The organism is Leptospira koniambonensis, assembly GCF_004769555.1.
Taxonomy (GTDB): Bacteria; Spirochaetota; Leptospiria; order Leptospirales; family Leptospiraceae; genus Leptospira_B; species Leptospira_B koniambonensis.
The window spans coordinates 1,121,888-1,148,124 of the sequence record NZ_RQFY01000004.1; the positions used below are offsets into that span (position 1 = coordinate 1,121,888).

Genomic DNA, 26,237 nt, shown 5'->3' on the forward strand with positions numbered 1-26,237 from the left:
GATGAGATCTTTTTCTAGATTAAATAAGTTCCTTGCCCTTTCTATACTTTTTGCATTTTCTTTTCCAACGTTTGCTCAGAATCAAAGTGATTTTTCGGATCCATACGATTATAATTTAAGAAATTATAAAGATGAAAAATCTCCTGATGGATTTAAGGAGTATTCTCTTCCTCCTAAAATGGATAAGCCAACCTTGGTAAATCCGAGGAATGTGCAGATCCCTTTTCAAACAGGTTTACCAACTACTTCTGGAAACCAAGGAACCAGAAGGACTACGAACCCAGTCCAGGGCAGAAATGACGATGGGCTTTTCAATCCAATCACCGGCGAAGTAAATACCGAGGCATTACAAAGACAACAAGATCAAGCAAGAGATCGTAAAAGAAAATTAGAAGAATTTGGCAACGATCCTCAACCGTATACGGAATCTAGACTTCGTCGTTTTTCGATCATATTTTTTATGACACTTCCTATTGCGGCAGGTGTCGCATATGGTGCGTTATCCGCTGCAGAACCGGGTTATCAGAAAACATTTGAGGGTGGATGGATCGTTTTCGGTGTGGCTTCTACACTAGCACTTACAAATGCTTGGTTGGATTTGAGAGATTATGATCGTATGAAGTTGGAGAACCAACCGCAAAGTCCTGCTCCAAATCCAACTGTACCAGATAAACTTTCCGAAACAATACATCCGAAGCTAATGCCAGGGTATGGATTGTATTCCAAAAATTTCGAATATAGAATGGAATTCGAATTTTTCAACACCCGTTTCTGATATAAAATGAATCCTTTTTTAGATCCCGATTTACGGATAAAATTAGTTTCCGAATGGGGAAGGATCTCACTCTTCTTCGAAGAAAATATTAAACCTATCTTAAGATTTATATTTGGTGTTCTAGGAGTTATTTCTCTTTTTATACTGATCTTTCTATATGGATTCTATTATCCACCCGAGTGGATTCATTCACTTCGCCTGGTTACTGTAACTATAGTTTGGTATTTAGTAATTTATGAATTTTTAAGTTTTATATTCACATTAAGTCCATACAAGGCTTATTTAAAATTTCATAAGATAGAAACATTTGTAGTCTTACTCGTGATCTTACAATTCTTCTTTGAAGAAAAAATAGAATCTATTCTTTCCCAACAAAGAACAGAAGAAGTTGTACTTTTATTTTTATCTTTAAGTCAGTTGACATTGGCGTTCGGTGGGTTTGCTCATTTTTTAAGAAGAGCAAGACTTTCTCTCGGAAAAATTTCTCCATCTTTGGTGATGACTGGAAGTTTCGCTATCCTGATAATTTTGGGAACCGCTGCATTATCCCTTCCTAGAGCAGGAGCAAGGCCAATTCAACTAGTAGATCTCTTTTTTACTGCAGTAAGTGCCGTTTGTGTAACTGGGCTAAGCACGATTGATGTTTCTCAAGATTTAACTGGAACAGGACAAGTGATCTTGATGGTTCTTGTTCAGCTCGGTGGACTAGGGCTAATGACTTTGACTGTGTTCTTTGCATTAGTTTTAGAAGGACAAGTTTCCGTTACCGAAAAACTGATCGTTAAGGATCTATTTAGCCAAGAATCTATAGGAAGAGCTGGCTCCATCTTAAAACAAGTTGCCTACCAAACATTTGCGATAGAAGGGGTCGGTTCTATTTTTCTATACTTCACATTTCCGAAAGAATTAGGACTTTCACAAAAAGAACTTATCTTTCAATCTGTATTTCATTCTATAACAGGATTTTGTAATGCAGGTTTTGCACTTTTTTCTAAGGGACTCGCAGAGCCTTATTTCAAGGGATCATATTCATTTCTTTCTATATTGATGATCTTGATCGTATTCGGCGGTTTAGGTTTTCCTACTGTGAATCAACTTTTAAAGAAGATTAGATTTGACGGAGAATCTTTTAGACATCGTTTTTCTTTGGGTTCAAAGCTGATCCTTGTCACTACATTATTTTTATTACTCTTTGGTTGGATATCCTACTGGGTATTAGAAAGAAATTTTAGTTTGAAGGGTTTGAGTTGGTATGACCAGGCATTTCATTCTTTATTCTATTCAGTCACAACAAGGACCGCAGGATTTAATACCTTGGATACTTCTACCATGGGGATCCCGATGGTGTTTGTGAGTTTATTTTTGATGTGGGTGGGTGCTTCTCCTAATTCAACAGGAGGAGGGATCAAAACTTCTACCTTGGCACTTGCGGTTTTGCAATTTTATCAATTCTTTACTGGGAAAGAAAGAGTAGATATATTTGGGAGAACTGTCGCAGAAAATTCTCTTTCAAGAGCATCTGTTGCAATCGTACTTTCTATGTTTATAATATTCATGGGCATCTTCTTCCTGATCTGTTTTGAGAAACCTTTGCCTTTTCTGGATATTTGTTATGAAGTAGTTTCTGCTTACGGGACTACAGGTCTAACTCGGGGGATTACTTCTAAGTTTGAAACTCCTGGAAAATTGCTCTTATGCGTTATAATGTTTGTGGGAAGGGTTGGAGTTCTAACAGTGTTATTAGCTTTTGTTCCAAAACCTAAACCTAGAAGATATTGGTATCCTGAAGAATATGTCGTGGTCGGTTAAAGGAAGGTTCGAATGAGAAAGAAAAGGATCGCAGTCATTGGCCTCGGAGATTTCGGGATAGAACTCGTAAAAAGACTTTATGAAGACGGACAAGAAGTCACCGCAATTGATCAGGATAAAAACAAGATAGATCGTATCAGAGAATTTTCTACTTACTGCGTTGCGATTGATTCTACTGACGAATCAGAATTGAAAGAACATGGTTTGGATGAAATGGATGCAGTTGTTTTAGCGATCGGAGATAATTTTGAAAATCTGATCGTGACCGCGGATGCATTAAAGAAGATCGGTGCGATCAATATATTCGCGCGTTACCAATCCGATCTAAACAAAAGAGTTTTGCAGATGTTGGGGATTGAGAACTTATTCAATCCAGAAGAGAGAGCAGCTCATTCTATGGCAGAGCAACTTTCAAATAGTAGTGTAAAAGGTGTTACCCTGCTTGGACAAGATTATAGAATTTTAGAAGCTATGGTCCCGAAACATATGCAAGGAAAGACTGTTCAAGGCGCAAAACTTAGAGAAGATTGGAACTTAAATTTGATCACAGTCAAAAGACCTAAAAAGACCAGAAGAAAATCAGATCGGAAAGACGAAGAAGTTTTAGGGATTCCTTCTCCAAATCTTGTATTATCAGAAGGAGATATCTTAGTTCTATTCGGAAAAGCGGAAGACCTGGAACAGATGATCGGAAATCGTTAAGTAAGTTTTAGAAAACTTTTATACAAAACTATCAAATTTTAAATGAAAACGATCCGATTTGGGAGTAAAATCAAGTTCAATCCGGTCGAAAGAATATAATGATGAGAGTTCTGATCCTTTTGCTATTATTAGGATGCAATTTTTGCTCTCCTCTCCAGGTAAAATCCCAGGTAGAGGTAGAAAGATCAGATCATATTCGCTATTACGAAAAAACCTACGCATTCCTTCCTTTTTTTGGCCAAGCACCTCCTATTATTATTCGAGAAAACGAAGATCTGATCCGGGAAAAATTAGCGGAGAAGGGTTACAAAGAAGTAGAAATCTCCAGAGCAGACCAATTAATACATTATGATATATTAATATTTCCAAGAGGAAGTGTAATCGATCGTAAAACGGATCTGGGAGCGTTCGGTGGATGGACCAGCGCAAGAGGGATGAGATATCATTCTTATGGCGGGACTTCCAGTAGATTAGCAGCAGTTCCTATTTTGGGAAGTGTAGGAGGATATTCTCCTTTTGCTTTTATGGGAAATTTTGGTAATTCCAGGATTTCAGGAGCAAGTCCTTATTACGAAAATTTTTACGATGTGATCTTTAAGCTAGTGATCTATGATGGAAAACGTTATAGAGGACTTCCTTCCAGTGTACTTTTGAAAGCTAACGTGGAAGGAGAAGGAAGATCCGGGCCGATGTTCGATGTGATCCCTTATCTAATTACCGGCTTTTTTAAATCATTTCCCAATTTCGCAGGAGAAAAAAACGAAGTCATCTCCGAAGAAGAAGTTTGGAGAGGTCATTGATCATCCCATAGGATAAGGGATCTTTTTAGAAACCTCGTCTATTTTTTTCAAAATATCATCGGACAAGATTAGATCAGTAGCTTTTAAACTTTCTTCCAATTGTTCTACAGTATTGGCTCCAATAATTGTAGAAGCAACATAGTCATGTTGTTTGGACCAAGCAACCGATAGAGTAGTCACACTCATCCCTGCTTCCTTAGCTATTTCTATCAGTTCTTTTGTAGATGCAAGTGTTCCCTCATTCAGGAAACGATGTGCCATTCTTCTTTGTCTTTCTGTAGGAAGTTTTGAATAACGTGTGAATCTTGCGTTTTCAGGCGGAGTTGGTCCGTTATACTTTCCGGTCAATACTCCTCCTGCTAAAGGTGAGTAGGGAAGAAGGCTGATCTGTTCTCTTCTACAAATATCAGAAAGAGCGTCTTCGAATCTTCTGTTTAAAATGCTGAAATTGTTTTGGATGGATTCGTATCTTGCGAGTTTGTTCGTGCGGGAAACTTCCAAACTTTTCATGGTTCCCCATGCAGTCTCGTTACTGCTTCCTATATATCTAACTTTACCTTCGTCGATTAATTCGGTCAAAGCTTCTAATGTTTCTTCGAATCCGAAATCGTGATCTGGCCAATGAGTTTGGTATAAGTCTATATAATCTGTTCCAAGTCTTTTCAAACTTCCTTCGATCGCTACTTTTATGTTTCTGCGATCTAATGCGGTTTTACCTTCTCTTACAGGAGGAGTGAACCATCCATGTCCAGGGCCGCAGACTTTCGTTGCGATCAGAATGGATTCTCTCTTCTTAGTCTTTAACCAATTACCAAAAATTTTTTCCGTTTCATGAACATACTCTGCTTCTGGAGGAACAGGATAGATCTCAGCAGTATCATAAAAATCTATTCCCGAATCGAAGGCTTTATTCAAAATCCGATGTGCTTCTTTCTCGTCACAACTGGAGCCAAAAGTCATGGTCCCCATACAAATTTCGGAGACCACCATCCCTGTTTTTCCAAGCCTTCTTTTTTTCATTCTTACCTCTTTTATTTTCCTTCCGCCCAGGATTCTTTTCTTGGATCGGCTCCGCCATATAAAATTCCTGTTTTAGGATCTTTTAAAGAAATACAAGGAGCCCCAAAATCATATTCCCACTTTTCTCTTTCTTTGACTTCGTAACCAAGTGTTTCGAGTGCTTTTCCTTCTTTTTTATAGATATCTTCTTCTAATTCTATTCTTCCCGGATAATATTTATGAGGGGAGAAGGCGTCGGGCCAGTTCAAGGATCGAAAACGAGGAGCACTCACTGCTTCTTGTGGATCCATTCCAAAAACTACTAAATTTAAGAATACTTGGACTACTGCTTGGGTTTGCATATCTCCGCCTGGAGTTCCAAAACTCATCCAAAATTTTCCATCTTTAAATACCATGGACGCGTTAGGCGTAATCGTTGGCCTTTTCCCCGGAACCAAAGCAGATGGATGGTTTGGATCTAATCGGAATTGGGTCATTCTAATTCCTAAAGTGATATCACCCTCTATAATTGGAGACTGAGGAAAATCACTCGGCGTTAAGGAGAGAGAATTTCCTTTAGAGTCAATAATGCTTAGGTAAGTTGTATCTCTTCCTATTTTTCCTGATTCCGTTCTTTCCCAAAAACTTGGAGTAAGATCAAAGAAAGATTCTTCATTTATAGCGAGAGAATCTTCTTTTTGATAAGCGATCTTTTTTGCGCTAGCTGGAGATTCGAATAAGAATGGATTTCCTGATGGAGGAGTTTTTCCAAAAGCTTTAGATTGTAGAAGTTTTCTTCTCTCTGCGGCATATTCTTTGCTGAGCAGGCCCTTCTCCGGAACGGAAACATAAGCTGGATCTCCAAAATATTTTTCACGATCTGCCATTGCTAATTCAATCGCTTGGGTTACAGTGTGAACGTACTCCTTAGAGTTATGACCCATGGATTTAAGATCTATACCTTCTAAAATTTGTAGAACGATAGGAACGACTGCACCTTGGTTCCAAGTTCGATTGGAGAAGATTGTATAAGATCCATAGTTGCCTTGTAAGGGAATTTCCCAGTCGGCGCTGTATCTAACTAGATCCGACTTAGCCATTGTACCATCATGTTCTGAGTGGGCTTTTGCGATTTTATCTGCGATTGGTCCCTTATAAAAATAATCTCTTAAAGCTTCGAGAGACTCTGCGCGGTTTTTTCCAGAAGAAGAAGCTGCCTTCTCTGCTTCTGCCAACTCTTTCAATGTTGCGGATAACGCAGGTCTTTTAAATCTTTCTCCGGCTTGAAGTGGTTTCCACCATTTATCTCCCACATAAATTTTTGCGTTATAAGGAAGCAAAAATTTAAGACCTAATCTTTTGAAAACTCCTATGTTCAAATTCCTCATTAAAATTCTGTGAACAGGAAAACCTTCTTCAGCAATTTGGATTGCTGGTTTACTTACTTCTTCAAAAGATTTTGTTCCATATTTTTTGAGTAATGCAACGATCACATCAGGAGATGCAGGAACCAATTGAGAAGAATATTTCAACATTGGAATGGATTCATGTCCTCTAGATTTAAAATATTCTATCGTTGCCTTTGCAGGTGCAGTCCCAACGCCAATATAACTATGAACTTTTTTATCTGTTTGGTCATAATAAAGCAGGGGAGCAACTCCAGGAAAAGATGCTTCTTCTCCTTGGGTCACATTCAGAACTAAAAGTGCTGCCACTCCTGCATCCGCTGCATTCCCACCCTTCTCCAAAATTTCCAAAGCAGCTTTGGTAGCCAATGGATGACCGCTTGCTACCATCAATTTAGAACCATGGGCGGTGGATCTTTCTGTATGATACGGATCTTGGAAACTCATAGTCTCTCCAGGTTGGGAAGTTGCATAATAGAGTATTACTAACACTAGAACGATTACTAGAATTCCTGATAAAGAATACGTTAGGATTTTTTTCATGATTTCCTCTTCACTGTGAGAGGATCTTTCTGTCTTTCGAAGGAACGAGCAAGATTTTTTTCTACTGGAAAGCCTCGAAAGGAATAAACGGAATTTATAACTTTTGAACTATAGTATAGTCCAATCATAGATAGGGAATTTGAAAAAATCTCCCGGTCTGAATCATAGGGGCTAAGCTTTGACCAAACGTTTTTCTTTTCATTATGCTTGGATCGTTTTGATCGTTACATTTTTCACTTTGATCGTTGCTGCCGGAGTCAGGTCCATGCCTGGAATTCTGATCGTTCCCCTCGAAAAAGAGTTCGGTTGGAATAGATCGGCAATCTCCTTTGCGGTCTCTGTAAACCTTTTATTATATGGATTAGTCGGACCATTCGCTGCAGGACTCATGAATCGTTTTGGTATAAAACGAATTATGGTATTCGCACTCGCGCTATTGATCTCAGGAATCCTGCTAACAACAATTATGCGGACAAACTGGGAACTAGTAGTTCTTTGGGGAGTCATGGTTGGATTCGGTTCCGGAATGGCTGCTTTGGTCTTAGGGGCCACAGTGGTCAATCGTTGGTTCGTTTCTCATAGAGGACTTCTCATGGGAATTTTAACAGCGAGTACTGCTACAGGTCAGATCATCTTTCTTCCATTTTTAGCTTCGCTTACAGAACAAGAAGGATGGAGAAATGCAGTCTATGCGGTTGCTTCTATATTAGCGATACTTCTTCCTACAGTATTCTTCTTGATGAAAGACTCTCCTAAACAGTCCGGGCTCTTACCTTATGGGGCGAAAAGTGAAGAAGAAGGTATCCTACCTGTTTCCGGAAATCCATTCATGGAAGCGATATCTGCATTAAGAGTTGGATTGAGATCCAGGAATTTTTGGCTTCTTGCGGGAAGTTTTTTTGTATGTGGAGCAAGCACTAACGGACTCGTAGGAACTCATTTAGTTCCTGCATGTTCTGATCATGGAATTCCAGAAGTAAGAGCTGCTGGTCTTTTAGCACTCATGGGAATTTTTGATTTGATCGGAACAGTTGGCTCCGGCTGGCTATCGGATAGAGTGAATAATAAAATTCTGTTATTTATGTATTATGGATTGAGAGGTATCTCCTTATTATTATTACCTCAAGCATTTGATCCTGAATCGAATAAACTTTCTATATTTGCAGTATTTTATGGATTAGATTGGATCGCTACTGTTCCTCCTACAGTTGCTTTGACTGCTAAAATATTCGGAAGAGAAAAAGTAGGATTGATGTTCGGTTGGGTAGTTGCATTCCATCAGATCGGAGCAGCTGTTGCTGCATTTGGAGCCGGTTATATCCGAACAGTACAAGGAGAATACGATCTTGCATTTATGTTTGCAGGAGCATTATGTGTGATCACAGCACTCGGGATATTTGCAGTATCAACAGAGAAAGAAGAAGGGAAACTTTCAGAAACACCTGAGTTCGCATCATAATTAAAGAAGTTCTAAGGACTTATTCTAGGAGTTCTACTTTTCCTGAAATTGGAGTGATAGAGCGGATCTTATCTTTTTTATAATCTAATTCATATAGAGTATAATTATTATAAGGTCTGTATTCTTGGTCTTTGGATTGTTTTACGAGTTCAGGATCTCCTAAAAAGTAAACGGATCCATTTTTAACCACAGGGAAACAACCCACAAAAGAAGAATCATATCTTTGTTTTGTTTTTAGATCTATAACTACTATGTTTCCCAATTTTCCATCAGCTCTTTCAGTGAAGGACAAAACTTTTCCATCAGGACTAAAACTAATATTTACCTGTTCTTTATTTTCTCTTGGCTCTTTGGACTGAGGATTTATTGGAAAAGGATAGAATGGATCAGAGAATTTGACCAATTCTCCAGTTAAAGTAGGAAGTTTATAAAGTCTGTTTTCCTTTTCTGTTGCAACACGTACTAAAACTAGATCTTCTGCAATTGTATATACATCAGTAATCTGTAATTTTCCACTTTCTATCCAAGCTAGAGTTTTTAATTCAGAAGTTTCGAGAGAATATTTATGGATCGGAACTCTGAGAGACTCTTCTCCATGTTCAGAGTAACGTACTTCATTACCAATCAATACTATATTTTTTTGATCGGGAGAAACATAAGGTTGGTAACCTGGAAGAGATTTTATCTCCTTCTCCTTTTCATAATCGTATAAAACTGTTTCCCATCGATTTCCATTTTTTCTGGAGAAGATCACAATGGATTTATCTTTTAAAAATCCACTATTCCCAGGAAATGCATCTCTTGTTCCATGGATTGTTTTCACTTTAGAGTTCGCTAGATTTAATAAATTAAGATCTTTGGAAGTTTTAAAAAGAATATAGTTCTGCTTTCTAAAAACAGGGATCCCTTTCTCTTGGGTTCCCGTATAAACAAGTCCAGTTTTTCCGTTGATAGAAGAAATAGAGATAAGTCTTAAGATACCTTTGTCTTCTTGAACTGCGTAAACAGGACTCATAAAAGAAACAGGTGTAGGAGTAACTGAGAAGATCGGATTTTGTAAGATAGTTATGATGAAGATAGATCCGAGGATTCGTAAGAGAGCAAGGTTCAGAAATTTATTTTTAAGTGTATCCTTCGCTCGCATAAAGTCATTCTCCGAAAAAATCCAGGTTTCGTCAGTAAAATTTATCCTATCGGCCCGGATCGATTTCCCAAAGAGGATATTAGATTAACGTTTGATCTCGAAAGTCCTAAACGTACCTTTAGCATCTTCCCAGTGGATTGTAGCTTCCGTTACTTTCGCTTTAGAAGGTCCTCTTTGAACTGCTTTGTATAAATCTTCGATAAAAACTTTGTCTCCTTCTACTACAACTTCTACTTCGCCGGTAGGAAGATTCATAGTGTAACCTTTCAGTCGGCATTCTTGTGCTCTTTGTAGCACAAAATATCTAAAACCAACTCCTTGTACGGTTCCTCGGATCCTAATTTTTGCTCTAAATTCGTTTTTTGCGGCCATTCACGTTGTAACTCCAACAGCTAAATTATACTCCCTCATTCTTGAGAAGAAGCCTTATTTACCATCCAGGAGGAGAAATCCTGCAAAAACTGCCAAAGTATCTCTTTAGATTCTTCGTCTGCTTCCCAATCCTTTATCGCTTTGCGGTAACAGGAAAGCCAAACTCTTCTAGCTTTTTCGTCGATCGGAAATGGAAGATGTCGAGCTCTCATTTTAGGAGGGCCATATTTTTGAACATAATAGGGCGGACCTCCGAGCACTTGCACCATAAAGTCAGCTGACTTTACTTTGCTCTCTTCTAGATCTTCTGGAAACATTCCACGAATTTCACTGACAGCTATTTGATCATAGAAAACAGAAACAAGTTCCCTAATAGAATTTTCTCCAACCTTTGAGAACAATTCTCTAAGAAGAGGACTGGGAGGAGGAGGTCCTCCAGGTGGAGTATAAAATGTTGCACTCATGTAGAAGATCCCTTCTTCATAAAATCCAATATCTTAGGTTCGAACTCTTGGACTAATTTTTGGTACACATCTTTTTTAAAGGAGACTACGGTCGAAAGGCATTCTTGAAATGGAATGAATCTAACTCTTTCAAACTCTTGTTCATGAGCCATTAGATCGCAGTCTTCTGCTTTACCATTCCAGTATAGAAGATACCACTTTTGAGTTTGGCCTCTATACTTCTTTAGATTAGAGCTCAAACGTAAGGACTCAGGAAAATCATAATTGATCCAACTAGGATATTCATAGATGATCTTAGCATCATTGATGCCTACTTCTTCTAAAAGTTCTCTTTGAGCAGCAGAGTTAGGATCTTCTCCATCATCTATTCCGCCTTGAGGAAATTGCCAAGAGCCTTTAAAATTCAGTCTTTCTCCTACTAAAACCTCTCCTTTAGAGTTGAAGACTACCATTCCCACGTTCTTTCTATACGGTTTGTCCATCTTAGTAGAGATTTACATCATATATTCGATAGACAAGCCTATAAAAAAATTTGGACCTAAAGTAATACGCATTTAGTAGAAAAACATGATAAATCAATTGAGGATAGACAAAGAGAGGCCATAAGATTCTTTGGATTAATATTCCGATTCCAATAGGTGGATGTGTTGCTTACGATGTCGGTCAGATATAAAATTCGCAGACCTCAAGTATTTTCAGAGAAGGATTTCGAAATTAGGGAATCTGAGATACCAGGGATCGGAATGGGGTTATTCTCCAAACAAGACTTAGTCAAAGGTGATACGGTAGGATTTTATACCGGTAGAGTGCTTAACGATAAGTCTGCAAACTCTGCCAAATACTGTGAGTCCAAATATTTACTTTGGATCTGCAAAGATCATTGGATCTACGGAGAAGGCAAAGAGTCAAACTATACTCGTTATATCAATCATAGCTCTAAGCCGAATGTAAAACTAGTAGTATCTACTCGTTGGAAGACTGCAAGATTCGAAGCAATGCGTAAGATCAAAGCAGGCGAAGAGTTATTCTTCGATTATGGCGACGAGTATTGGATCCATATAGACATTTCTCCTGTAGAGCAGAACTAAGTTCTGCTTTGACGCGATCAATATCCGTTTAACAACGAATAGCACATTTTTTTTCTCGTAAGAAACAAAAAGTTTCGCGTATCTAACTCATTAATTTTATCTCTATTTCCTGCAAAGAGTGGATTCCCTTTAAACGATAAAGAATATTGGAACTCGGGAGCCGGTTCTGAATTTATTATCCGACATAAAGAACGGCGGAAGAACTCCCTATATAGAGAATAAGGCATTACCTTATTGGACTTGGATCCTTCCGTTAATCCTGTTTCATTTCGCTTCTAAGGCATCCTTAGCCTTCCAAGTGGATACTGGGATCTCCATATCCTATCTTCCTATTCCTGTTGGTATTGTATTATGTTTTTGGTGGGGGCCGGCACGCACGTTACCCGCAATGTATGCCAATGCATTGTTCAGTGCAAATCTTTGGGGACTTCACGATGTAGATAAATATCCAATCTATTGTCTTTGGGAAGTTTTAGCTGTCGGAATTTCTTGGCTCTTCTTTATCAAATTCAGAAAAGGAAAAGTTTGGTTACCCGATCTAAGAGAAACAGTTCGTTTTTTACTTTGGGTAGCTTTCCCCGCGGCGATATGTAACGGGATCTTAGTGGCAGAAGGTCTCGTATTATTCGGAGACCTCCCTCAAGACAAGTTACTCATATCTTCTTTGCAGGGGATGAGTGCCACACTATTCGATACACTGAGTGTTTCTGCTCCGACCTTATTATGGGCAACTCCTTGGATGGAACTCAAAGGTTGTGCAAGAACAGAAGGTGCCTGGGAAAATAGAGAAACAAGCTGGGACAGAAACAGGTTCAGAAATCTTAAACCCAGAAGAATCGCAGAGATTATATCAGTATTTGTACTCTGCGGAGTTTTTGGCGCGATTATTCCTTCCTTAGAATACTGGTTCGTATTTGCGTTATTTGTTCTTTGGGCCGCATTAAGATACGGGATCACTATGGCCTTGACTGCAAACATTTGGGTGCAGATAGTCACGTTGGTGTTTCCGGTATTGTTTGGTCGTTCCGAACATTACCAATGGTTTAAGGATGATAAAGAACTTATCTTTTTAGTAAACTTAGGAATTTTATGCGTAGTCGCTTTGATCACAGGAAGAGCTACAAGCGATTCCAGAAAAGAATTACAAAAAAGAAGAAGGATAGAAGGTAAACTTCTACAAAGCAGAGAACAATACCGAAAATTTTTCGAAGAAAATCTTTCAGCGAATTTTATCACAGATCCTTCTGGCAATATTTTGGCTGCCAATTCTTCTTTCCTCAAGATGTTCGGATTTGAAACACAATCAGAAGCCTCTCTCAAAAATTTTGCAGATCTTTTTCCTTCTTATGATGATTACTCATTCTTCTTACAAAAAATACAGATCAGTTCCAGATTAGAAACTCACGAAGAATTTTTTCAGGAAAAGAATGGGCTGCCTATCCATACAACTGGAAATTATTTTGCTACATTTAACAAGTCAGGAAGTATAGATTCAATCCGTGGATATTTGCTGGACGATACTCTTCGTCGTAAGTTAGAAGATCAATTGATAGAATCTAAAAAATTGGAAACGATCGGAACTTTAGCGGGTGGGATCGCTCACGATTTTAATAATATTCTGCAGATCATCTCTGGATACGCGACCAAAATGCAATTGGAATCTTCCAAATTTGCTTCTCTTATGGACATGTCTCGTTCTATCAACGCAGCGGCTGCAAGAGGAGCAATCATAGTTCGGAGACTTCTTTCCTTAGCCAGAAAGGGAGGAGGTGGATTTAAAACAATCTTAGCTGACCAATTGATAAATGAAACAGTAGACCTATTAGTCCCTACATTCTCTGAAAAAATAAAATTCATCAAAGAATGTAAAGAAGGACTTCCTACAATCGTAGGAGATTATTCTCAGTTGGAGCAGGTGCTTATAAATCTTTGTCTGAATGCAAGAGATGCACTTCCAGATGGGGGAGAGATCTCTATACGTGCATTCGGAGTACAAGGTGCAAATATCAGAGAATCTTTTCCACTTTCTGAACCTGCAGAATATCTTTGTATAGAGATCTCAGATAATGGAGAAGGAATGAGTGAGGAGACTAGAAAAAGGATCTTCGAGCCGTTCTTCAGCACAAAGACTAAGACCCAAGGAAGTGGACTTGGAATGTCTATGGTCTACGGGATCATGCAAAACCATGAAGGAATGGTGCAGGTTAGCTCCCAATTAGGAATGGGCACAAGTATTCGATTATTTTTCCCGGCAGCAAAAACCAAAACTTCTCGATTGATAGAAAGTTCCGGAAAAGTTTCTCAAACTTCTACCGGTATTATGCTCGTGGTAGAAGAATCTCCATACTTGTCGGAAATCCTACAAGATCAAATGTTAGCTTTAGGTTTTAGGTTGATCAGCGCAGATAGCACTAAAAAGGCTCACGAAATATTAAATAAATTTAAATCTACAGCAGTTTTAACAGTGATCGATCTGGATTTTGAAAATCTTTTTTCCTTGGAATTTTTGGAAACAATTAAGAAAGAATGTCCGGATCTGAAAATTTTTGTTTCCGGAACTGATTTCGGAAATGAAACTAAGGAAAAACTTTTCGCACTTGGAATTAACGATATTCTAGAAAAACCCTATAAGATCAGGGACTTGATCGAATTCTTTTATACGAAAAGTTTTTAAATTAGGCTGCCTTCTTTTCTTTCACATTAGCATTCTTAAAGAAGAACGCAAATCCTTGTATTAAATCATAGATCGCAGGTAACTGGGCTAAGGAAATTCCAACATCTCCATGAGAGATCAAAGGTGTTAGCACCAATTTAGATTTTTTATTAGGAAGATTTTCCTTTAAGATCACAGCTTCTTTTGCAGGGACAACATTATCTCCTAAACCATGAACGATAGAAACATGACAATCTAAAAGATGAAGTTTATCTTTTACCTGTAATTCTTGTAAGAATGAACTTTGAGATCCAGCATTCGCTACAATCTCTTTCCAGATTTTTTCTCTGAAACTTTTATCTTCTCTAAGTTTAAAGAATACTTCTTTGCTTTCAGGGCTAATGTTTTCTAAAACAGTAGGAAGTTCCAAGGTTTCTCTGGAGAAACTTCCATCCAAAACGCATGCCTTTAATGCAAATTCTAACTCTTGGTTATCAGACTTGAGGGCAAACTTTACGAAATTATAAAGAAGGATCATCCTTCCATATTCGTCTCCCTCGTCTGAAGTCATCACATAATCCAAAGTGGATTGAACATCACAATAAGCACCAATTGTAAGAATAGAAGAGATCTTTTTTCCAACTTCAGGATCAGATGCAGCAATGAGTCCCATACTTCCAGAAAAGGACGGAGCAATATAAGAAAGTTTTTGGTCAGGGCAATATTCTTTATTAGAAGAGATATGAAGTATAAGTTCTTTTATTTTTTCTACGGTCTCTTTTTTAATTCGGAACTGAGTAACTTCTACCATCAAAGGAGAGATAACTGTATAACCAACTGCAGCTGCAGATTTACAAACTGCTGCAAATCTTGGGTCCTTATTTCCCATATAGGCCAACCCATTTACTGCCAAAATGGTTCCGCAGGATTTTCCTTTAGGGGTATAAAGGATCGCAGGAATTTCAAATTTATCCGTTCTAACTGTTATCTCTTGTTCAGAGACTTTAGGAGGAGTAGGTAATTGGCAATGAAGGGCAAACTTGGCAGCCTTCCAGAAATATTTCATATTTGTATCCAAACCCGAACTCGTTAAGATCCGATAACAATTTAATGACGATTTGAAAAGTCGGGGAACCGAGAATCCAAGTTCCGACGTCTTGTCAACCATCCCTCTGGTAACCACTATTCCGCAAATCAGTGATCGAAATGTCGAATTCTACTTTGCAGGTATTTTTACGAATCCCATTCTCCGAGAAAAAAATTGAATGATCACATTAGGGTATTTGAATGAAAAAAGACAAAAGAAGCAGAACCAAAATTCTGCCAGAGGACAATCCTGTATTCAGTAAGGAAGAGATACGCCTTCTTCTAAACGCATCCAGAACTCATGAAAATCATCACCTTTGGTTTAGAATGATATACTCTTTCGGGCTGCAACTTTCTGAATTGGTTTCTTTAAGAGTGGAGGATTTGGATTGGTCCCATCATAAAATATTGATCCATCATTCTCGAACATTAAACTCCAGAAATCCTTCCATTCCATATTCTCTAAGAAGAGATCTTTGGTTTATTTCTCAAGGCAAACAGGGAGAGGACTTTTTGTTTTCGGGACGAATGGGCAAACTTCGTCCCAGGACTGTTCAAAAAATGTTTTCCAAGTTAGAGGAAATGACGGGGCTGACGATTTCAGTTTTTAGGTTAAGGAGAAGTTTGGCTTCTCACCTGATCGAGGCAGGCTGGGACCTGGAAAGTATCCAGGAACAGTTAGGGCTTTCTTCCCAAAAATCCCTGAAAGACTTGCTCGGGCAGAAACCCAAACTGGCTCCGCTCAAAAAATTTCCATTGGAGGAAATTAACGGCTCAGCGGCATAATATTCAAAATTTAGGATTTTCCAACTATGAGAGAATAATGGAGATGGGAAAAAATTCTTGTAAAACCCCATTTCCTCACTATTTTAGTCTACGGCGAACTTTCCGTTCCCCTTTTGTAACTAAAAAAGGAAATTTTCTTTGTCGGAATATGATCTTATGGATCGTCGCTCGGAGCCTAGCTTGGAAATTAAAACGAAAAAAGTAGGGAAACACACCCTAGTCCAATTGGATGGCAGGCTGGATATCACACATTCGGACGAGGTAGAGGCAAAACTTCTAGACGATGTCCAGGCTGGAACTGGTGATATCGTTATTAACTTGCAAAATATTTCTTATATATCTTCTTCTGGGATCAGGATATTTGTAGGAATGGTCCGGGAACTAGAAAAGCAGAATCGAAAGCTTAAACTTTGCAATATCACGCCTAACGTTAAAAAGGTTTTCGACGTTGTGGAATTATTAGATCTTTTCGAAGTCTACGAAACCGAACAAGAAGCATTAGCTACCTTAAAATAACCAGCCGGGGGCGCTTTGTATTATGGGTTCCCCCGCTAGCACAGAAGACCGATCTTCCGAAATTTACGGACTCATCGGTCTTTTCTTTTTATCTATACTTTCACTCTTAATATTTAGGATCTCCGGGTTGGAGTTCCCGCCAGTTTGGCCTGACGAGGTCTTATTTTATTCTCCGTCCTTAGATTTTGCAAAGAACGGGCTCTTCCGCACAGATGTGTTGGAAGGTTTAGTAAAAGGGATGGAAACCAAAACTCTTTGGATGCCTCCAGTTTTCTTTTTATTAAACGGTTGGGTCCTGAAATTTAGCGGAGAAGGTCTCGAAGTCCTAAGGTTATTCGCTGCGATCTTATCTGTTGCGAGTGTCTGGGTATTTTGGTTTATACTAAAAACATTTGATTATTCTCCAATTGCTAGACTAGGAGCTTCTTTACTTTTATTCACTGACCTTCTGTTCTTAAGAGTAGGTTGGACTGCAAGAATGGAAGCTCTATGTTTGTTTTGGGCACTTCTATCCTTACTAGTACTTGCAAGAAAAGCAAAATGGAAGGGAGATATTCCTCTCAAACAATACGAAGCTCTTTTATCCGGATTCTTTTTAGGGATCTCATTTTTATCACATCCGTTCGGCGCAATCTTTGGAGTACCAGCATTACTTCTAATCCACCAAGCAAAAGCATGGAAGGTATGGATGTTTTGGTTGGGCGGCGCCTTGCCAATCCTTGCTTGGGGAATTTGGATCCATCCTGATTGGGGAATTTTTTTCTATCAGTTTGGCGCTCAGTTTGGACGTAAAAAAGATCTATTCCAATCCTTCTCTCCAATCACAAAGATCAAAGTTTTATTGGGTGGATATGAATCTCCAGGACTCAGACTATTCTTTTATCTTGCGTTAGCTTATGGACTTTGGGTGGTAAGGGGAGAAATTAAGGAAAAACCTAAATCAGCATTCTTTTTCTCTGCATGGACAGTTTCTATTCTATTCTTTTTGATCTTATCTACTGAATACTATTACGTAATGTATTTATGTATCCCTTTGTCTGCGCTTGGAGGATTCTTTTTTGAAAGGATCAGAAGTAGAAGGGTGCAGTTTATAGCAGCTATATTAGTATTTTCAAATATTGCAATTTTAGTGAATGCGTATAAAAGAATAGGATTCGGAAATCCTGAATTCGATTTGAAAGATAGATTTTATGAGGTTTTGGGACCGGAACTAAAAGGTTCTAAAAAGATGTATCTACAGGCGATCCCTGATCCTTATTTCCATATTCAAAAAGAATATCCGAATCTGAAGGTTCTTGAATTTATCCCTGGAGAACTTCCTATCCCGAAAGAAGATTTTATCCAGACCCTGGATTCAATCGATACATTTGTATTTTCGGATCGTCAAAAAAGAAATGAATTCGTTCAGTCTTATTTAGAAGAGAATTCTTCCAAATTCAGAAAATTCAAAATTACTGCAGAACCTTCTACACTTAGAAAAGTAGCAAATGTAGAAGCAGAAGTATATCGCAGACGATAATTAAACTTTTCCGTTATCCTTGATCTTTTTAACAAGATTTCGATTTGCCTCTTGTCTCAGGATTGCGTTTTCGTATCTTCTTGTCTCTGTTTCCGTTTCCGGTTTTATTTTAGGAATAGGACAGGGTTTCTTATTCTCATCCAATGCAACGAATGTAAGATACGCAGTAGTTGCGCGAGTCACAATCCCAGTATAAGGATTTTCCTTAGAGACTTGCACACCAATCTCCATCGAAGATCTTCCTGCATAATTTGCAGAAGCTTTTAAGATCACATGATCACCTAAAGAGATTGGTTCCAGAAAATTCAGTTTGTCTACACTTGCAGTAACTGCTTCTCTTCCACAATGTCTTTGGGCCACCATGACCGCGATCGAGTCTATCCAAGACATTAAGGTACCTCCGAAAAGGGTACCATAATGATTGGTATGGTCAGGCATAACTATATGCCTGGTTTCCACTGCGGATTGTTTTGGTGTTTTTGCAATTTCTTCCGACATCTATTGTTTAGACTAACAATCCAAGTATTACGTTCTTATAATTGGCATTGCAGAATAAAATCGTTGAATACTTGAGCGATATAAACTCTTTCCTTATACGAAAGTGCGGTGCTTCCCGCGGAGATCAATTCACCAGAGTTAGAAAAAATTTCTAAAATAGAATCATCCGGAGAAATTGTAAATATTTTGGTAGGAGAGTGAGAGTCTGCACTACTCGCATGTTTTAGGAACTTCATTACAGAAGGGTGAGTGACGGTGAATATCGTCCCTTTTTCGTCAATCTCTAGATTGTCTGGTCCGCTTCCTAACAAAATCGATTTAGGTTCTCCTATTGCGATTTTTCCGTTCTCTCTTTTGATATCGAATTTTAAAACGGTTCCTTCGTTAAATGCAGATCTGTATAAAATTTCTTTTCCGTCCGGTCTTTTTACATAAAGGATCCCATTCCCTAAGGAGACAGGATTTCCTAGTGAGGACCAAGACTTTCCGTCGTAATAAGCGATCTCAGAACGTTTCATTCTGAAAAGATCATGGAATAGATAGAGCATAAATCCTCCTTCTCCGTGATCATTAGAAACAAAAATTTCGTTCTCAGATGCGACCGACAGATCGTTAGGACTTGTAACTAATGGATCTTGCAGAGTTTGGATATGTTTCCATTTTCCGACCTTTGCCTTCGCGGAAGGTTTTTCTGTTCTTTCAAAAACTTCTATAGAATGTTCTTTGTATAAAGTGATATGAGAGATCACATATAGTCTGTACTTTCCATTTTGATTTAAAAGGCTCATCCCATGAGGTCTGAAATTTTTAGGATATTCAGTCTCTAATAGTTTGGGCTCAAGTGTAGAAGAATTCAGATCTAAAAAGTAGATCTTTCCTTCCTGATCTTTGATCCTTCTTTCGTGGGAAGATACGTATAATAATCCTGCATCCCTATCGATGGCCAGATCTTCTGGGCCGGGCATTCCTGAAATCTTGGAACAGCCTTTTAAGGGGATATCTTTGATATCTCCGGAGCAATTACTAAAAAACGGGGCTAAAACGGCGAATACTAAGGTTAGAATGGAAACTCGCATGGGGTCCCAAGATCTGCCTTAAATCCGGCACTGGCAATCAGATTCAAGGCCCGATTAGGAATTTTATTCTTGCAATTTTTGTGCAGTGCATAAAAATGGAGTTAAAAAGGAATAGCAAGGCATGGACAACCAAAAACTAAACGATATAATCAATGCCGGGATTGGGGCCGTCCAGACTTCGAAAGAGATTTTCGATAAACTTCTCCAGGATCTAAACGATGGAAAGGAGAAGGTGGAGCAGAGATTCGACGAGCTAAAAGCGCAGGGAGAAAAGGACCTGAGTGATAACGCGTTGAAATTCAAAGTTCCTCTGGCTTGGGGAATCGTTAAAATTGAAGAGATTCGTGAGAATATCTTAAAACAATTTTTAAAGAAATGATGGGCGGATTTTTCCCCTGGAATAGGAAACGATCATGTTTCGATTTTCAGAGGGAAAGAATTCCGCTCTAGGCCGTTTTTTACTCTTTCAACTCTCTTCTCTTTTTCTTCTAACTCCGTTACATCCCCAAAATCTTTCTTCCAAAACTATAATACCTAACCCAGGGGAATTGATCCTTGTAACTGAGGTAAGTTCCGGTAAACCCAGATCAGAAAAGGTCTACGGTGCCTCTGAATTTCTGAAACGGGAATATTCTCCTGCTTCTACCTTTAAAACATATCTAGTTTTATCTTTGCTTGAGAATACAATCATTGATCCGGAAGAAAAAATAGAATGTGCAGATAAACATATTCCGAATTCTCCCAGACTTTTGAATTTAAGAGATGCATTGTTTTATTCTTCTAATGATTATTTCGAAAAAGTTTTTCCTAAATTGGGAAAAGACAAGCTGGATCTTACCTTACGTAAAATTGGTTATTTAGAAAATTCTAAATCGAATACTAAAGTAGAGGATTGGTGGGTCGATCTGGCAGGTTTAAAGCATGGAGGAAGGATTACATTAACTCCTAAGAGTGTACATTCTTCTTGGTCTAAAATTTTTGAGAATGGTTACGGGTTACCTAAAAATCTTACGGAAGAATGGAGAAAGACCCTTTTTTGGTCCGAATGTTCTGAGAGATCGGCTAACGTGTATGGAAAAACAGGTTCTTGGGAAGGAAGTTTTTGGTTCCAAGCTGCCTTGGTCAAATCTGAAAACGATTATATAATCTATACTATCTTAAATCGAAACAAATCAGGATCCAGAACTGGAACGATCAATAGATTTTATGAATTGGCTGGTTGTAAGGTTCCGAGTCTGGAATGAATCGAGTTTAAAAAAGGACTTTGGCTTCAGAGTGAAAAGATCAACAAAGAAAGTCCGGAGATACAAACCAAATGATCTGTCCTCCTTGGAATTTCTCACGAGGAATATTCACTGCAAGTGCGGAACCAGGAGTGAATAGAAAAGATTTTCCTACTCCTGAAATTCCTAATAGAGTCTCTGCAAACACACTTACATCAGGACTATGACCCACTAATAGGATCGCATCCGAGTTTGAATTATCTTTAAGAAGAGGACAAATCCTGAAGTAATCTTCGCCAGGAAGAAGGTATTCTGCTGATTCAGTTTCTAATTCTGGTTTTAGGATTTTGGAATAAATTTCAGCTGTGGCTTTTGTGCGTACATAAGGACTATGATAGATCTTTTTGATCTTGAAACCGGTCTGAAAAAACCGGGCCATCTTTTCTATATCTGTGATTCCTTTGGGAGTTAGAACCCTGGAAGAATCTTTGCCGTCTTCTGAATTGGGATCGGCTTCCCCATGTCTGGCTATGATGATCTTCATAGAATAAATATAAAATTGTGGATACGCGTTCTAATAAAAAGGATTGCTTCGAGAAGCAATGGAACTATCGTCTCCGGCACCTGGTCTAAGGATTTTTGAATGCCTCAATTTGCAATTGAAATAGAACACCTACGCAAATTTTATCCGAAAGTAAAAGCATTACAAGGAATTGATCTGAAAATTCCGCAAGGCGGGATTTTCGGTCTACTCGGTCAGAACGGAGCCGGTAAAACTACTTTGGTCCGTATCTTACTTGGTTTCTCCAAACAAACCGAAGGTTACTGCAAAGTTTTGGGTATGGAACCTTCCCCGCTTGCAAGAACTAAGATAGGTTATCTTCCGGAAAGAATGGCGATACCTACTTATTTGAGTGGGAGAGAGTTTTTAGAAGCAAGTTTCAAACTCGCGCTGATACCTTCTTCCATTGCAAAAAAGAAAAGTAATGAGTTTTTAGAAAAGTTGGGACTAGCAGAAGCTGCTGATCGAAAAATTTCCACTTACTCCAAAGGTATGTTACAAAGATTAGGACTTGCAAATGCACTTGGTGGAGAACCCGAACTTTTACTTTTAGATGAGCCTGGCACAGGTTTAGATCCTGCAGGTTATAAAGAATTCAGAGAACTAATTATAGAAGAGAACAAAAAGAGAGGAGTTACAATTCTAATCAACTCCCATCGTCTGTTAGAAGTAGAACAGATCTGTACTGAGATTGGTATCCTGCATAAAGGAAATCTAATGGCTCAGGGCAAATTGGACGAATTAAAACAAGGAAAAGACAGGATACGTATCCGTCTGGAATCCGCTCCTGAATCTTATTTGCAAGAGATCTCCTTGGAACATAAGCAGGACGGAAAAACTTGGGAAATACGTCCGAAACCGGAAGTGGATCTGAAAAAACTTCCTGCAATTTTAGTGGAGAAGGGTGCGGAAATTTTCCTCTACGAAAGAAAGACTGAATCTTTAGAAGATGTATTCTTCAGACTTACTGACGGCTCCGCAAATGGAGGATCAAATTGAGTTCTCAAACTGATTTTAAATTTTTTATCTCTTCTGCATTTCGTCAAATTGGGACTCTGCTTCGGCTAACGTTTGTTCAAATTATAAGGCGTAAGGCAATATTCTTTTATTTTTCTCTGCTTGGATTTTTCCTATTGGGAGAATGGACCTGCACCACATCCGCAGGAGGAGAAACTAGTCATGGTGTTTCTTCTTCTATGTATTTTATTCTAACTTCTTTTTGGAGTTTGGTTTTTCTGGTGATCCTGACTTCTGACCTTCTTCGCCAAGATATGGACGCCCAGGTCCACACTTTGTGGTTGAGTCGTCCTGTGGATCCATACGCTTATGTAGGAAGTAAGGGACTCGCTTTGCTTATATGCGTGGTGCTCTTTGTGCTTTTGGCTTTCGGGATCAGCTCTTCGTTCTCTCTGGAAATCCCTTGGGAGTTCCTTTGGTATCAGGGAACCATGATGTTAGTGTATTCGTTTTTTGTTCTATTGGTTCTTTTAGTAACTCTATTTTCGAACCAATCCCTCGCGATCGTAAGTTCTCTCGGTCTTTTACTTTTCAGCTGCATTTTAGATTTTGTAGCTTATAATCAAAATATTGATATGTCTGCAGATGCGAGCGATGTCAAAAAATTCGCTCTAAAAACGATCTACTGGGTTCTCCCTCAGGTCGGGACTGTTTTTTATCATTCTTACGCGCTTTTTTCGGCGAAGGTTGACCCTAAAAATTTCTACGGACCTTATTCATTCGTCCAAGTAGGAGCATGGATCGTAATTTTAAAATCCACTCTATGGTTGAGCACTCGACACAAAGAGATTTAGGCCCTAAGGGATTCGGAGAATTTAATCTAGGGTTGACAAAACCTGCTCAGCAGTAGGATATAGCAGGCCCTTCCGCCGAGCGAAAATGAATATAAACTGGTACCATTTCGAAAAGGAAGGATACTATCTTAGCGTTCGTAACGTAAACGAACGCATTGAAAAGCTAAATCCTCTCTATATCCGGTTTACCACTTTGAACAAAAATGTGGATAAACTAATCAGCGTTCTTTTGGACAGGTACCTGGTCTATTTGGATGCGATTACCCTCAAAGAATCCGTTTTTTCTATCTTAAGAGAAAGTGCGATGAACGCTGTTAAGGCAAATTCCAAACGTATCTTTTTTGCCGAAAACAATCTGAACATTTCCAATCCGGACGACTATGTGAGAGGGATGGCGAATTTCAAAAAGGAAATGATCAAGGACAAGGAAAGATATGCTGCCTTGTTGGAAAAAGTGAAATTCCATTGTTTGATCACTCTAGCATTTAACCGAACTAGCTTTTTGATGAGAGTATCCAATAACGCTCCTATTATTCCTGAAGAATTAAAACGTGTAGAAAATCGAATCGGCAAGAGCAAAGAGTATAATGACCTGGGAGAGGTTTTCGCAGATCATGCTGACGATACGGAAGGTGCTGGCCTTGGGCTTGCGATGTCTCTTCTGATGTTAAAGAATGAAGGAATTAGTGCTGATTCTTATAAATTAAAGGCAGAAGGCGGGATCACTTCTTCCTATATAAAAATTCCGTTGGACTTCAAACATCGAAATGTTTCCTACCAACGTACTGTCGAAATTATCGCAGAGATAGATAAACTTCCTACATTTCCTGAAAACTTAAATCAGATCATGAGCTTGATCAATAAACCTGATTCTTCTATCCAACAGATTACGGAGCAGGTCGGAAGAGACGTTTCCTTATCTACCAATATTTTAAAACTCGCAAACTCTGCTTCTTTTGCACAAGGAAGAAAAGTAGAAACTTTAGAAGACGCGATCAAACTGATTGGTCTATCAGAATTAAATAATATTCTTTTGAGTCTCGGAACTAAAAAGATCTTGGAAGAAAGATACAAAGAGTTCGAGCATATTTGGGAAATGTCCAGTCTTTCCGCTTATATTTGCAGAAGGCTAGGGGAAAGAATGGGCTGGAAGAAAACATTCCTGACCAATCTGGTTTGTGCAGCTCTTCTTCATAATATAGGACTTGTACTTTTACTATCTCTAGAAGGGGATACGATCGAAAAGTTAACCGATATCTCCGGCAAAAAACTTTTACCTTCTACCCTTGGATTGGAAGAAGCCGCACTTGGTATTACCCATACTTCCTTAGGAGGTATGATCTGTGAAAAATGGAATTTCTCGGATACGATCAAGGTCGCAGCAGAATACCATCACAGACCATTGATGGCCAAAAAGGAATCCAGAGATGTTGTATTTGCGGTCTACTTATCTGATTGGATCATAGATTGTTTGGATGGAAAAGCGGATCCGGCAGCGATCCACTGGGAAGTACTTCAACATTTCGGCTTTAAAAAAGATGAGGAATGGTTGGAGTTCGGTAAGAAGGTTATAGAAGAATATAAAGCCTTTCAGAAATATTCTGCCTGATCCTTTTCTTCTCAAAAAAAACTTTACAACTCTAGATAAGCCCGAGAGTCTAAAACTTAAGTTTGCATATGATTGCCTGATTGTTTACAACCTTTTCCCCAAAGGGCCCTCGTATCACGAGGGAGTTACATGAATTAGTCTTACGACTACCTATGCTTATAGGTTTGGGCAAAATAAATGGACCAACAACCATCTTTGAATTTATCCGTATGGGATGCGGATAGAGAAAAAGAATTTATCAAAATTTCAGAGGACCTAGGTATCTCCGACCCTGTCTCTGCGAGAATTATCGGAGAACAGGGACAAGAGTTTCGTCTCGAATTAGTAAGTATTAAAGAAGAAGGTACCGGAACATTAACCGGTGCACTTCGTTTTAATGCAGATTCTAGTTTGGATCTACCAGTCGCAGGAGATTGGGTACTCGTCACAAAACTAAGCGGAGAAGAATATCTAATCCATAAGGTTCTTCCCAGAAGAAGTTTACTCGTACGAAAAACCAAAGGAGAAACTTTAAAGCCAGATCCTATCTGTGCAAACATGGATCGAATTTTTCTCTTACATGGTTTGGATGGGGACTTCCAACCAAGAAGATTGGAAAGAACTCTGATACAAATTTGGGAAAGTAAGGCTACACCAGTAGTCGTACTTACTAAGAAAGATTTGTATTCGGACAGAGAAGAAGAACTAAGGGAGAAGATCGAGATCGTTCGAAAATCTTGTCCTGGTGTAGAAGTATTTTCGGTTTCCAATCATAAACAAGAAGGTTTGGAAGAACTGGAAATGTTTTGGAAAGACGGATCCACTTCTGCTTTTATTGGATCTTCCGGAGTAGGTAAATCTTCTCTTCTCAATTTATTGATCGGAGAAAAGATCAGATCAGTAAACGAAGTCAGAGAATCTGATTCGAAAGGAAGACATACCACTACGAATAGATGGATGTTCCGTTTGGATTCAGGTGCTTGGATCTTGGACACTCCAGGAATGAGGGAGATCCAACTTTGGTCTGACGGTTCAGGTTTGGAAGAAACCTTTCCTGAAATTTTCGAGGCTGCTTCTGATTGTAGATTCCAAGACTGTTCCCATATCAGTGAACCTGATTGTGGAGTAAAATTTGCGATCAACTTAGGAAAAATTTCGGAAGAAAGATTCAAAAGTTATCTGAAACTCAAAAGGGAATTGGAAAGAACCGCGAATCTAAGCGCTCCAAACTCAGTTGAATTCAGAGAACAAAAAGCGAAGTGGAAATCTATCCACAAAGAACAGAAAAGAATGCAACAACAACGAGACCGAGAAAGGTATCGTTAGTTTTTGAGAAGGGCAGGGGAACATCCTCTGCT

At 38.8% G+C, this 26,237-nt stretch carries 26 protein-coding genes; 16 read left to right on the top strand and 10 right to left on the bottom strand.

The annotated features are described in order from the left end of the window. The first annotated feature begins 1 nt into the window (after position 1). The 4 genes from EHQ52_RS09245 (at position 2) to EHQ52_RS09260 (ending at position 4,086) form a co-directional block, all read left to right on the top strand. Positions 2-775 (top strand): hypothetical protein, encoded by a 774-nt coding sequence (locus tag EHQ52_RS09245; protein ID WP_135614916.1) that lies wholly within the window; start codon positions 2-4, stop codon positions 773-775. A gap of 6 nt (positions 776-781) precedes the next feature. Next, on the top strand, positions 782-2,584 hold the full coding sequence (locus tag EHQ52_RS09250) for a TrkH family potassium uptake protein (RefSeq protein WP_135614917.1): 1,803 nt from the start codon (positions 782-784) through the stop codon (positions 2,582-2,584). Positions 2,585-2,596: 12 nt separating this feature from the next. Next, the gene (locus EHQ52_RS09255; RefSeq protein WP_135614918.1) at positions 2,597-3,286 is read left to right on the top strand and encodes a potassium channel family protein; all 690 of its coding nucleotides are present in this window, start codon (positions 2,597-2,599) and stop codon (positions 3,284-3,286) included. Positions 3,287-3,387: 101 nt separating this feature from the next. After that, positions 3,388-4,086: a DUF4136 domain-containing protein gene (locus tag EHQ52_RS09260; protein ID WP_135615700.1), complete on the top strand. Its 699-nt coding sequence runs from the start codon at positions 3,388-3,390 to the stop codon at positions 4,084-4,086. Here the strand turns inward: EHQ52_RS09260 and EHQ52_RS09265 are convergent, their stop codons facing one another. Together EHQ52_RS09265 and EHQ52_RS09270 are read right to left on the bottom strand one after the other, a co-directional pair. Further along, positions 4,087-5,106, bottom strand: coding sequence for an aldo/keto reductase (locus EHQ52_RS09265; protein ID WP_135614919.1), 1,020 nt, complete (start codon positions 5,104-5,106; stop codon positions 4,087-4,089). 11 nt (positions 5,107-5,117) lie between these two features. After that, positions 5,118-7,034: a gamma-glutamyltransferase family protein gene (locus EHQ52_RS09270; RefSeq protein ID WP_135614920.1), complete on the bottom strand. Its 1,917-nt coding sequence runs from the start codon at positions 7,032-7,034 to the stop codon at positions 5,118-5,120. A 178-nt stretch (positions 7,035-7,212) separates the two neighbouring features. On the opposite strand from EHQ52_RS09270, the gene EHQ52_RS09275 reads away from it, so the two are divergent. Further along, positions 7,213-8,493 carry an MFS transporter gene (locus EHQ52_RS09275; protein WP_135614921.1) on the top strand — a complete coding sequence of 427 codons (1,281 nt, stop codon included), beginning with the start codon at positions 7,213-7,215 and terminating at the stop codon, positions 8,491-8,493. A gap of 19 nt (positions 8,494-8,512) precedes the next feature. On the opposite strand, the gene EHQ52_RS09280 is transcribed toward EHQ52_RS09275, so the two are convergent. From EHQ52_RS09280 to EHQ52_RS09295, 4 genes are all read right to left on the bottom strand, one after another. Further along, the gene (locus tag EHQ52_RS09280) at positions 8,513-9,637 is read right to left on the bottom strand and encodes a TolB-like translocation protein (protein WP_135614922.1); all 1,125 of its coding nucleotides are present in this window, start codon (positions 9,635-9,637) and stop codon (positions 8,513-8,515) included. A gap of 84 nt (positions 9,638-9,721) precedes the next feature. Next, positions 9,722-10,009, bottom strand: a complete 288-nt coding sequence (locus tag EHQ52_RS09285; RefSeq protein ID WP_135614923.1) for an acylphosphatase — start codon at positions 10,007-10,009, stop codon at positions 9,722-9,724. Positions 10,010-10,044: 35 nt separating this feature from the next. Further along, positions 10,045-10,473 (bottom strand): globin domain-containing protein, encoded by a 429-nt coding sequence (locus tag EHQ52_RS09290; protein ID WP_135614924.1) that lies wholly within the window; start codon positions 10,471-10,473, stop codon positions 10,045-10,047. Then, on the bottom strand, positions 10,470-10,955 hold the full coding sequence (locus EHQ52_RS09295) for an RNA pyrophosphohydrolase (RefSeq protein WP_135614925.1): 486 nt from the start codon (positions 10,953-10,955) through the stop codon (positions 10,470-10,472). The genes EHQ52_RS09290 and EHQ52_RS09295 overlap by 4 nt, the downstream gene beginning before the upstream one ends. A gap of 174 nt (positions 10,956-11,129) precedes the next feature. On the opposite strand from EHQ52_RS09295, the gene EHQ52_RS09300 reads away from it, so the two are divergent. Next, complete coding sequence (locus EHQ52_RS09300; RefSeq protein ID WP_135614926.1) at positions 11,130-11,561, top strand: SET domain-containing protein; 432 nt, start codon at positions 11,130-11,132, stop codon at positions 11,559-11,561. A 388-nt stretch (positions 11,562-11,949) separates the two neighbouring features. Next, positions 11,950-14,235 carry an ATP-binding protein gene (locus EHQ52_RS09305; RefSeq protein WP_135614927.1) on the top strand — a complete coding sequence of 762 codons (2,286 nt, stop codon included), beginning with the start codon at positions 11,950-11,952 and terminating at the stop codon, positions 14,233-14,235. 1 nt (position 14,236) lies between these two features. Here EHQ52_RS09305 and EHQ52_RS09310 read toward each other — a convergent pair whose 3' ends face one another. Further along, a complete protein-coding gene (locus tag EHQ52_RS09310) occupies positions 14,237-15,280 on the bottom strand; it encodes an alpha/beta hydrolase (RefSeq protein ID WP_135614928.1) in 1,044 nt (347 codons plus the stop codon). A gap of 221 nt (positions 15,281-15,501) precedes the next feature. On the opposite strand from EHQ52_RS09310, the gene EHQ52_RS09315 reads away from it, so the two are divergent. The 3 genes from EHQ52_RS09315 to EHQ52_RS09325 all read left to right on the top strand — a co-directional run bounded on the left by EHQ52_RS09315 (position 15,502) and on the right by EHQ52_RS09325 (position 18,121). Beyond that, a complete protein-coding gene (locus EHQ52_RS09315; protein WP_135614929.1) occupies positions 15,502-16,086 on the top strand; it encodes a tyrosine-type recombinase/integrase in 585 nt (194 codons plus the stop codon). 180 nt (positions 16,087-16,266) lie between these two features. Then, a complete protein-coding gene (locus EHQ52_RS09320; RefSeq protein WP_020769420.1) occupies positions 16,267-16,602 on the top strand; it encodes an STAS domain-containing protein in 336 nt (111 codons plus the stop codon). A 22-nt stretch (positions 16,603-16,624) separates the two neighbouring features. Beyond that, positions 16,625-18,121: an ArnT family glycosyltransferase gene (locus EHQ52_RS09325; protein WP_135614930.1), complete on the top strand. Its 1,497-nt coding sequence runs from the start codon at positions 16,625-16,627 to the stop codon at positions 18,119-18,121. Here EHQ52_RS09325 and EHQ52_RS09330 read toward each other — a convergent pair whose 3' ends face one another. Then, a complete protein-coding gene (locus EHQ52_RS09330; RefSeq protein ID WP_135614931.1) occupies positions 18,122-18,619 on the bottom strand; it encodes an acyl-CoA thioesterase in 498 nt (165 codons plus the stop codon). Between the two features lie 35 nt (positions 18,620-18,654). Next, on the bottom strand, positions 18,655-19,695 hold the full coding sequence (locus tag EHQ52_RS09335) for an SMP-30/gluconolactonase/LRE family protein (protein WP_135614932.1): 1,041 nt from the start codon (positions 19,693-19,695) through the stop codon (positions 18,655-18,657). 121 nt (positions 19,696-19,816) lie between these two features. Between EHQ52_RS09335 and EHQ52_RS09340 the strand changes: the two genes are divergently transcribed. Both EHQ52_RS09340 and EHQ52_RS09345 read left to right on the top strand, forming a co-directional pair. Next, entirely contained in the window at positions 19,817-20,074 is a 258-nt protein-coding gene (locus EHQ52_RS09340; RefSeq protein WP_100705174.1) for an LIMLP_16025 family protein, read from the top strand. A gap of 34 nt (positions 20,075-20,108) precedes the next feature. Further along, positions 20,109-20,939, top strand: a complete 831-nt coding sequence (locus EHQ52_RS09345; RefSeq protein ID WP_135614933.1) for a penicillin-binding transpeptidase domain-containing protein — start codon at positions 20,109-20,111, stop codon at positions 20,937-20,939. Between the two features lie 40 nt (positions 20,940-20,979). On the opposite strand, the gene sixA is transcribed toward EHQ52_RS09345, so the two are convergent. Continuing rightward, positions 20,980-21,462, bottom strand: coding sequence for a phosphohistidine phosphatase SixA (sixA, locus tag EHQ52_RS09350; protein WP_100708948.1), 483 nt, complete (start codon positions 21,460-21,462; stop codon positions 20,980-20,982). A 99-nt stretch (positions 21,463-21,561) separates the two neighbouring features. Here sixA and EHQ52_RS09355 point away from each other — a divergent pair, with 99 nt between their 5' ends. The 4 genes from EHQ52_RS09355 (at position 21,562) to rsgA (ending at position 26,205) form a co-directional block, all read left to right on the top strand. Further along, the gene (locus EHQ52_RS09355) at positions 21,562-22,479 is read left to right on the top strand and encodes an ABC transporter ATP-binding protein (RefSeq protein ID WP_135614934.1); all 918 of its coding nucleotides are present in this window, start codon (positions 21,562-21,564) and stop codon (positions 22,477-22,479) included. Next, positions 22,476-23,291 carry an ABC transporter permease gene (locus EHQ52_RS09360; protein WP_135614935.1) on the top strand — a complete coding sequence of 272 codons (816 nt, stop codon included), beginning with the start codon at positions 22,476-22,478 and terminating at the stop codon, positions 23,289-23,291. The genes EHQ52_RS09355 and EHQ52_RS09360 overlap by 4 nt, the downstream gene beginning before the upstream one ends. An 85-nt stretch (positions 23,292-23,376) precedes the next feature. Continuing rightward, positions 23,377-24,900 carry an HDOD domain-containing protein gene (locus EHQ52_RS09365; RefSeq protein ID WP_135614936.1) on the top strand — a complete coding sequence of 508 codons (1,524 nt, stop codon included), beginning with the start codon at positions 23,377-23,379 and terminating at the stop codon, positions 24,898-24,900. A 177-nt stretch (positions 24,901-25,077) separates the two neighbouring features. Then, a complete protein-coding gene (rsgA, locus tag EHQ52_RS09370) occupies positions 25,078-26,205 on the top strand; it encodes a ribosome small subunit-dependent GTPase A (protein ID WP_135614937.1) in 1,128 nt (375 codons plus the stop codon). Positions 26,206-26,237: the final 32 nt, after the last annotated feature.

What these genes read in the sequence shown, in the direction of transcription:
- EHQ52_RS09315 (WP_135614929.1), top strand. Translation starts at nt 15,502, where the DNA reads ATGAAAAAAGACAAAAGAAGCAGAACCAAAATTCTGCCAGAGGACAAT.
- EHQ52_RS09290 (WP_135614924.1), bottom strand. Translation starts at nt 10,473, where the DNA reads ATGAGTGCAACATTTTATACTCCACCTGGAGGACCTCCTCCTCCCAGT.
- EHQ52_RS09325 (WP_135614930.1), top strand. Translation starts at nt 16,625, where the DNA reads ATGGGTTCCCCCGCTAGCACAGAAGACCGATCTTCCGAAATTTACGGA.
- EHQ52_RS09365 (WP_135614936.1), top strand. Translation starts at nt 23,377, where the DNA reads ATGAATATAAACTGGTACCATTTCGAAAAGGAAGGATACTATCTTAGC.
- EHQ52_RS09270 (WP_135614920.1), bottom strand. Translation starts at nt 7,034, where the DNA reads ATGAAAAAAATCCTAACGTATTCTTTATCAGGAATTCTAGTAATCGTT.
- EHQ52_RS09280 (WP_135614922.1), bottom strand. Translation starts at nt 9,637, where the DNA reads ATGCGAGCGAAGGATACACTTAAAAATAAATTTCTGAACCTTGCTCTC.
- EHQ52_RS09285 (WP_135614923.1), bottom strand. Translation starts at nt 10,009, where the DNA reads ATGGCCGCAAAAAACGAATTTAGAGCAAAAATTAGGATCCGAGGAACC.
- EHQ52_RS09310 (WP_135614928.1), bottom strand. Translation starts at nt 15,280, where the DNA reads ATGAAATATTTCTGGAAGGCTGCCAAGTTTGCCCTTCATTGCCAATTA.
- sixA (WP_100708948.1), bottom strand. Translation starts at nt 21,462, where the DNA reads ATGAAGATCATCATAGCCAGACATGGGGAAGCCGATCCCAATTCAGAA.
- EHQ52_RS09335 (WP_135614932.1), bottom strand. Translation starts at nt 19,695, where the DNA reads ATGCGAGTTTCCATTCTAACCTTAGTATTCGCCGTTTTAGCCCCGTTT.
- EHQ52_RS09265 (WP_135614919.1), bottom strand. Translation starts at nt 5,106, where the DNA reads ATGAAAAAAAGAAGGCTTGGAAAAACAGGGATGGTGGTCTCCGAAATT.
- EHQ52_RS09340 (WP_100705174.1), top strand. Translation starts at nt 19,817, where the DNA reads ATGGACAACCAAAAACTAAACGATATAATCAATGCCGGGATTGGGGCC.
- EHQ52_RS09260 (WP_135615700.1), top strand. Translation starts at nt 3,388, where the DNA reads ATGAGAGTTCTGATCCTTTTGCTATTATTAGGATGCAATTTTTGCTCT.
- EHQ52_RS09245 (WP_135614916.1), top strand. Translation starts at nt 2, where the DNA reads ATGAGATCTTTTTCTAGATTAAATAAGTTCCTTGCCCTTTCTATACTT.
- EHQ52_RS09355 (WP_135614934.1), top strand. Translation starts at nt 21,562, where the DNA reads ATGCCTCAATTTGCAATTGAAATAGAACACCTACGCAAATTTTATCCG.
- EHQ52_RS09305 (WP_135614927.1), top strand. Translation starts at nt 11,950, where the DNA reads ATGTATGCCAATGCATTGTTCAGTGCAAATCTTTGGGGACTTCACGAT.
- EHQ52_RS09295 (WP_135614925.1), bottom strand. Translation starts at nt 10,955, where the DNA reads ATGGACAAACCGTATAGAAAGAACGTGGGAATGGTAGTCTTCAACTCT.
- rsgA (WP_135614937.1), top strand. Translation starts at nt 25,078, where the DNA reads ATGGACCAACAACCATCTTTGAATTTATCCGTATGGGATGCGGATAGA.
- EHQ52_RS09300 (WP_135614926.1), top strand. Translation starts at nt 11,130, where the DNA reads ATGTCGGTCAGATATAAAATTCGCAGACCTCAAGTATTTTCAGAGAAG.
- EHQ52_RS09255 (WP_135614918.1), top strand. Translation starts at nt 2,597, where the DNA reads ATGAGAAAGAAAAGGATCGCAGTCATTGGCCTCGGAGATTTCGGGATA.
- EHQ52_RS09330 (WP_135614931.1), bottom strand. Translation starts at nt 18,619, where the DNA reads ATGTCGGAAGAAATTGCAAAAACACCAAAACAATCCGCAGTGGAAACC.
- EHQ52_RS09345 (WP_135614933.1), top strand. Translation starts at nt 20,109, where the DNA reads ATGTTTCGATTTTCAGAGGGAAAGAATTCCGCTCTAGGCCGTTTTTTA.
- EHQ52_RS09250 (WP_135614917.1), top strand. Translation starts at nt 782, where the DNA reads ATGAATCCTTTTTTAGATCCCGATTTACGGATAAAATTAGTTTCCGAA.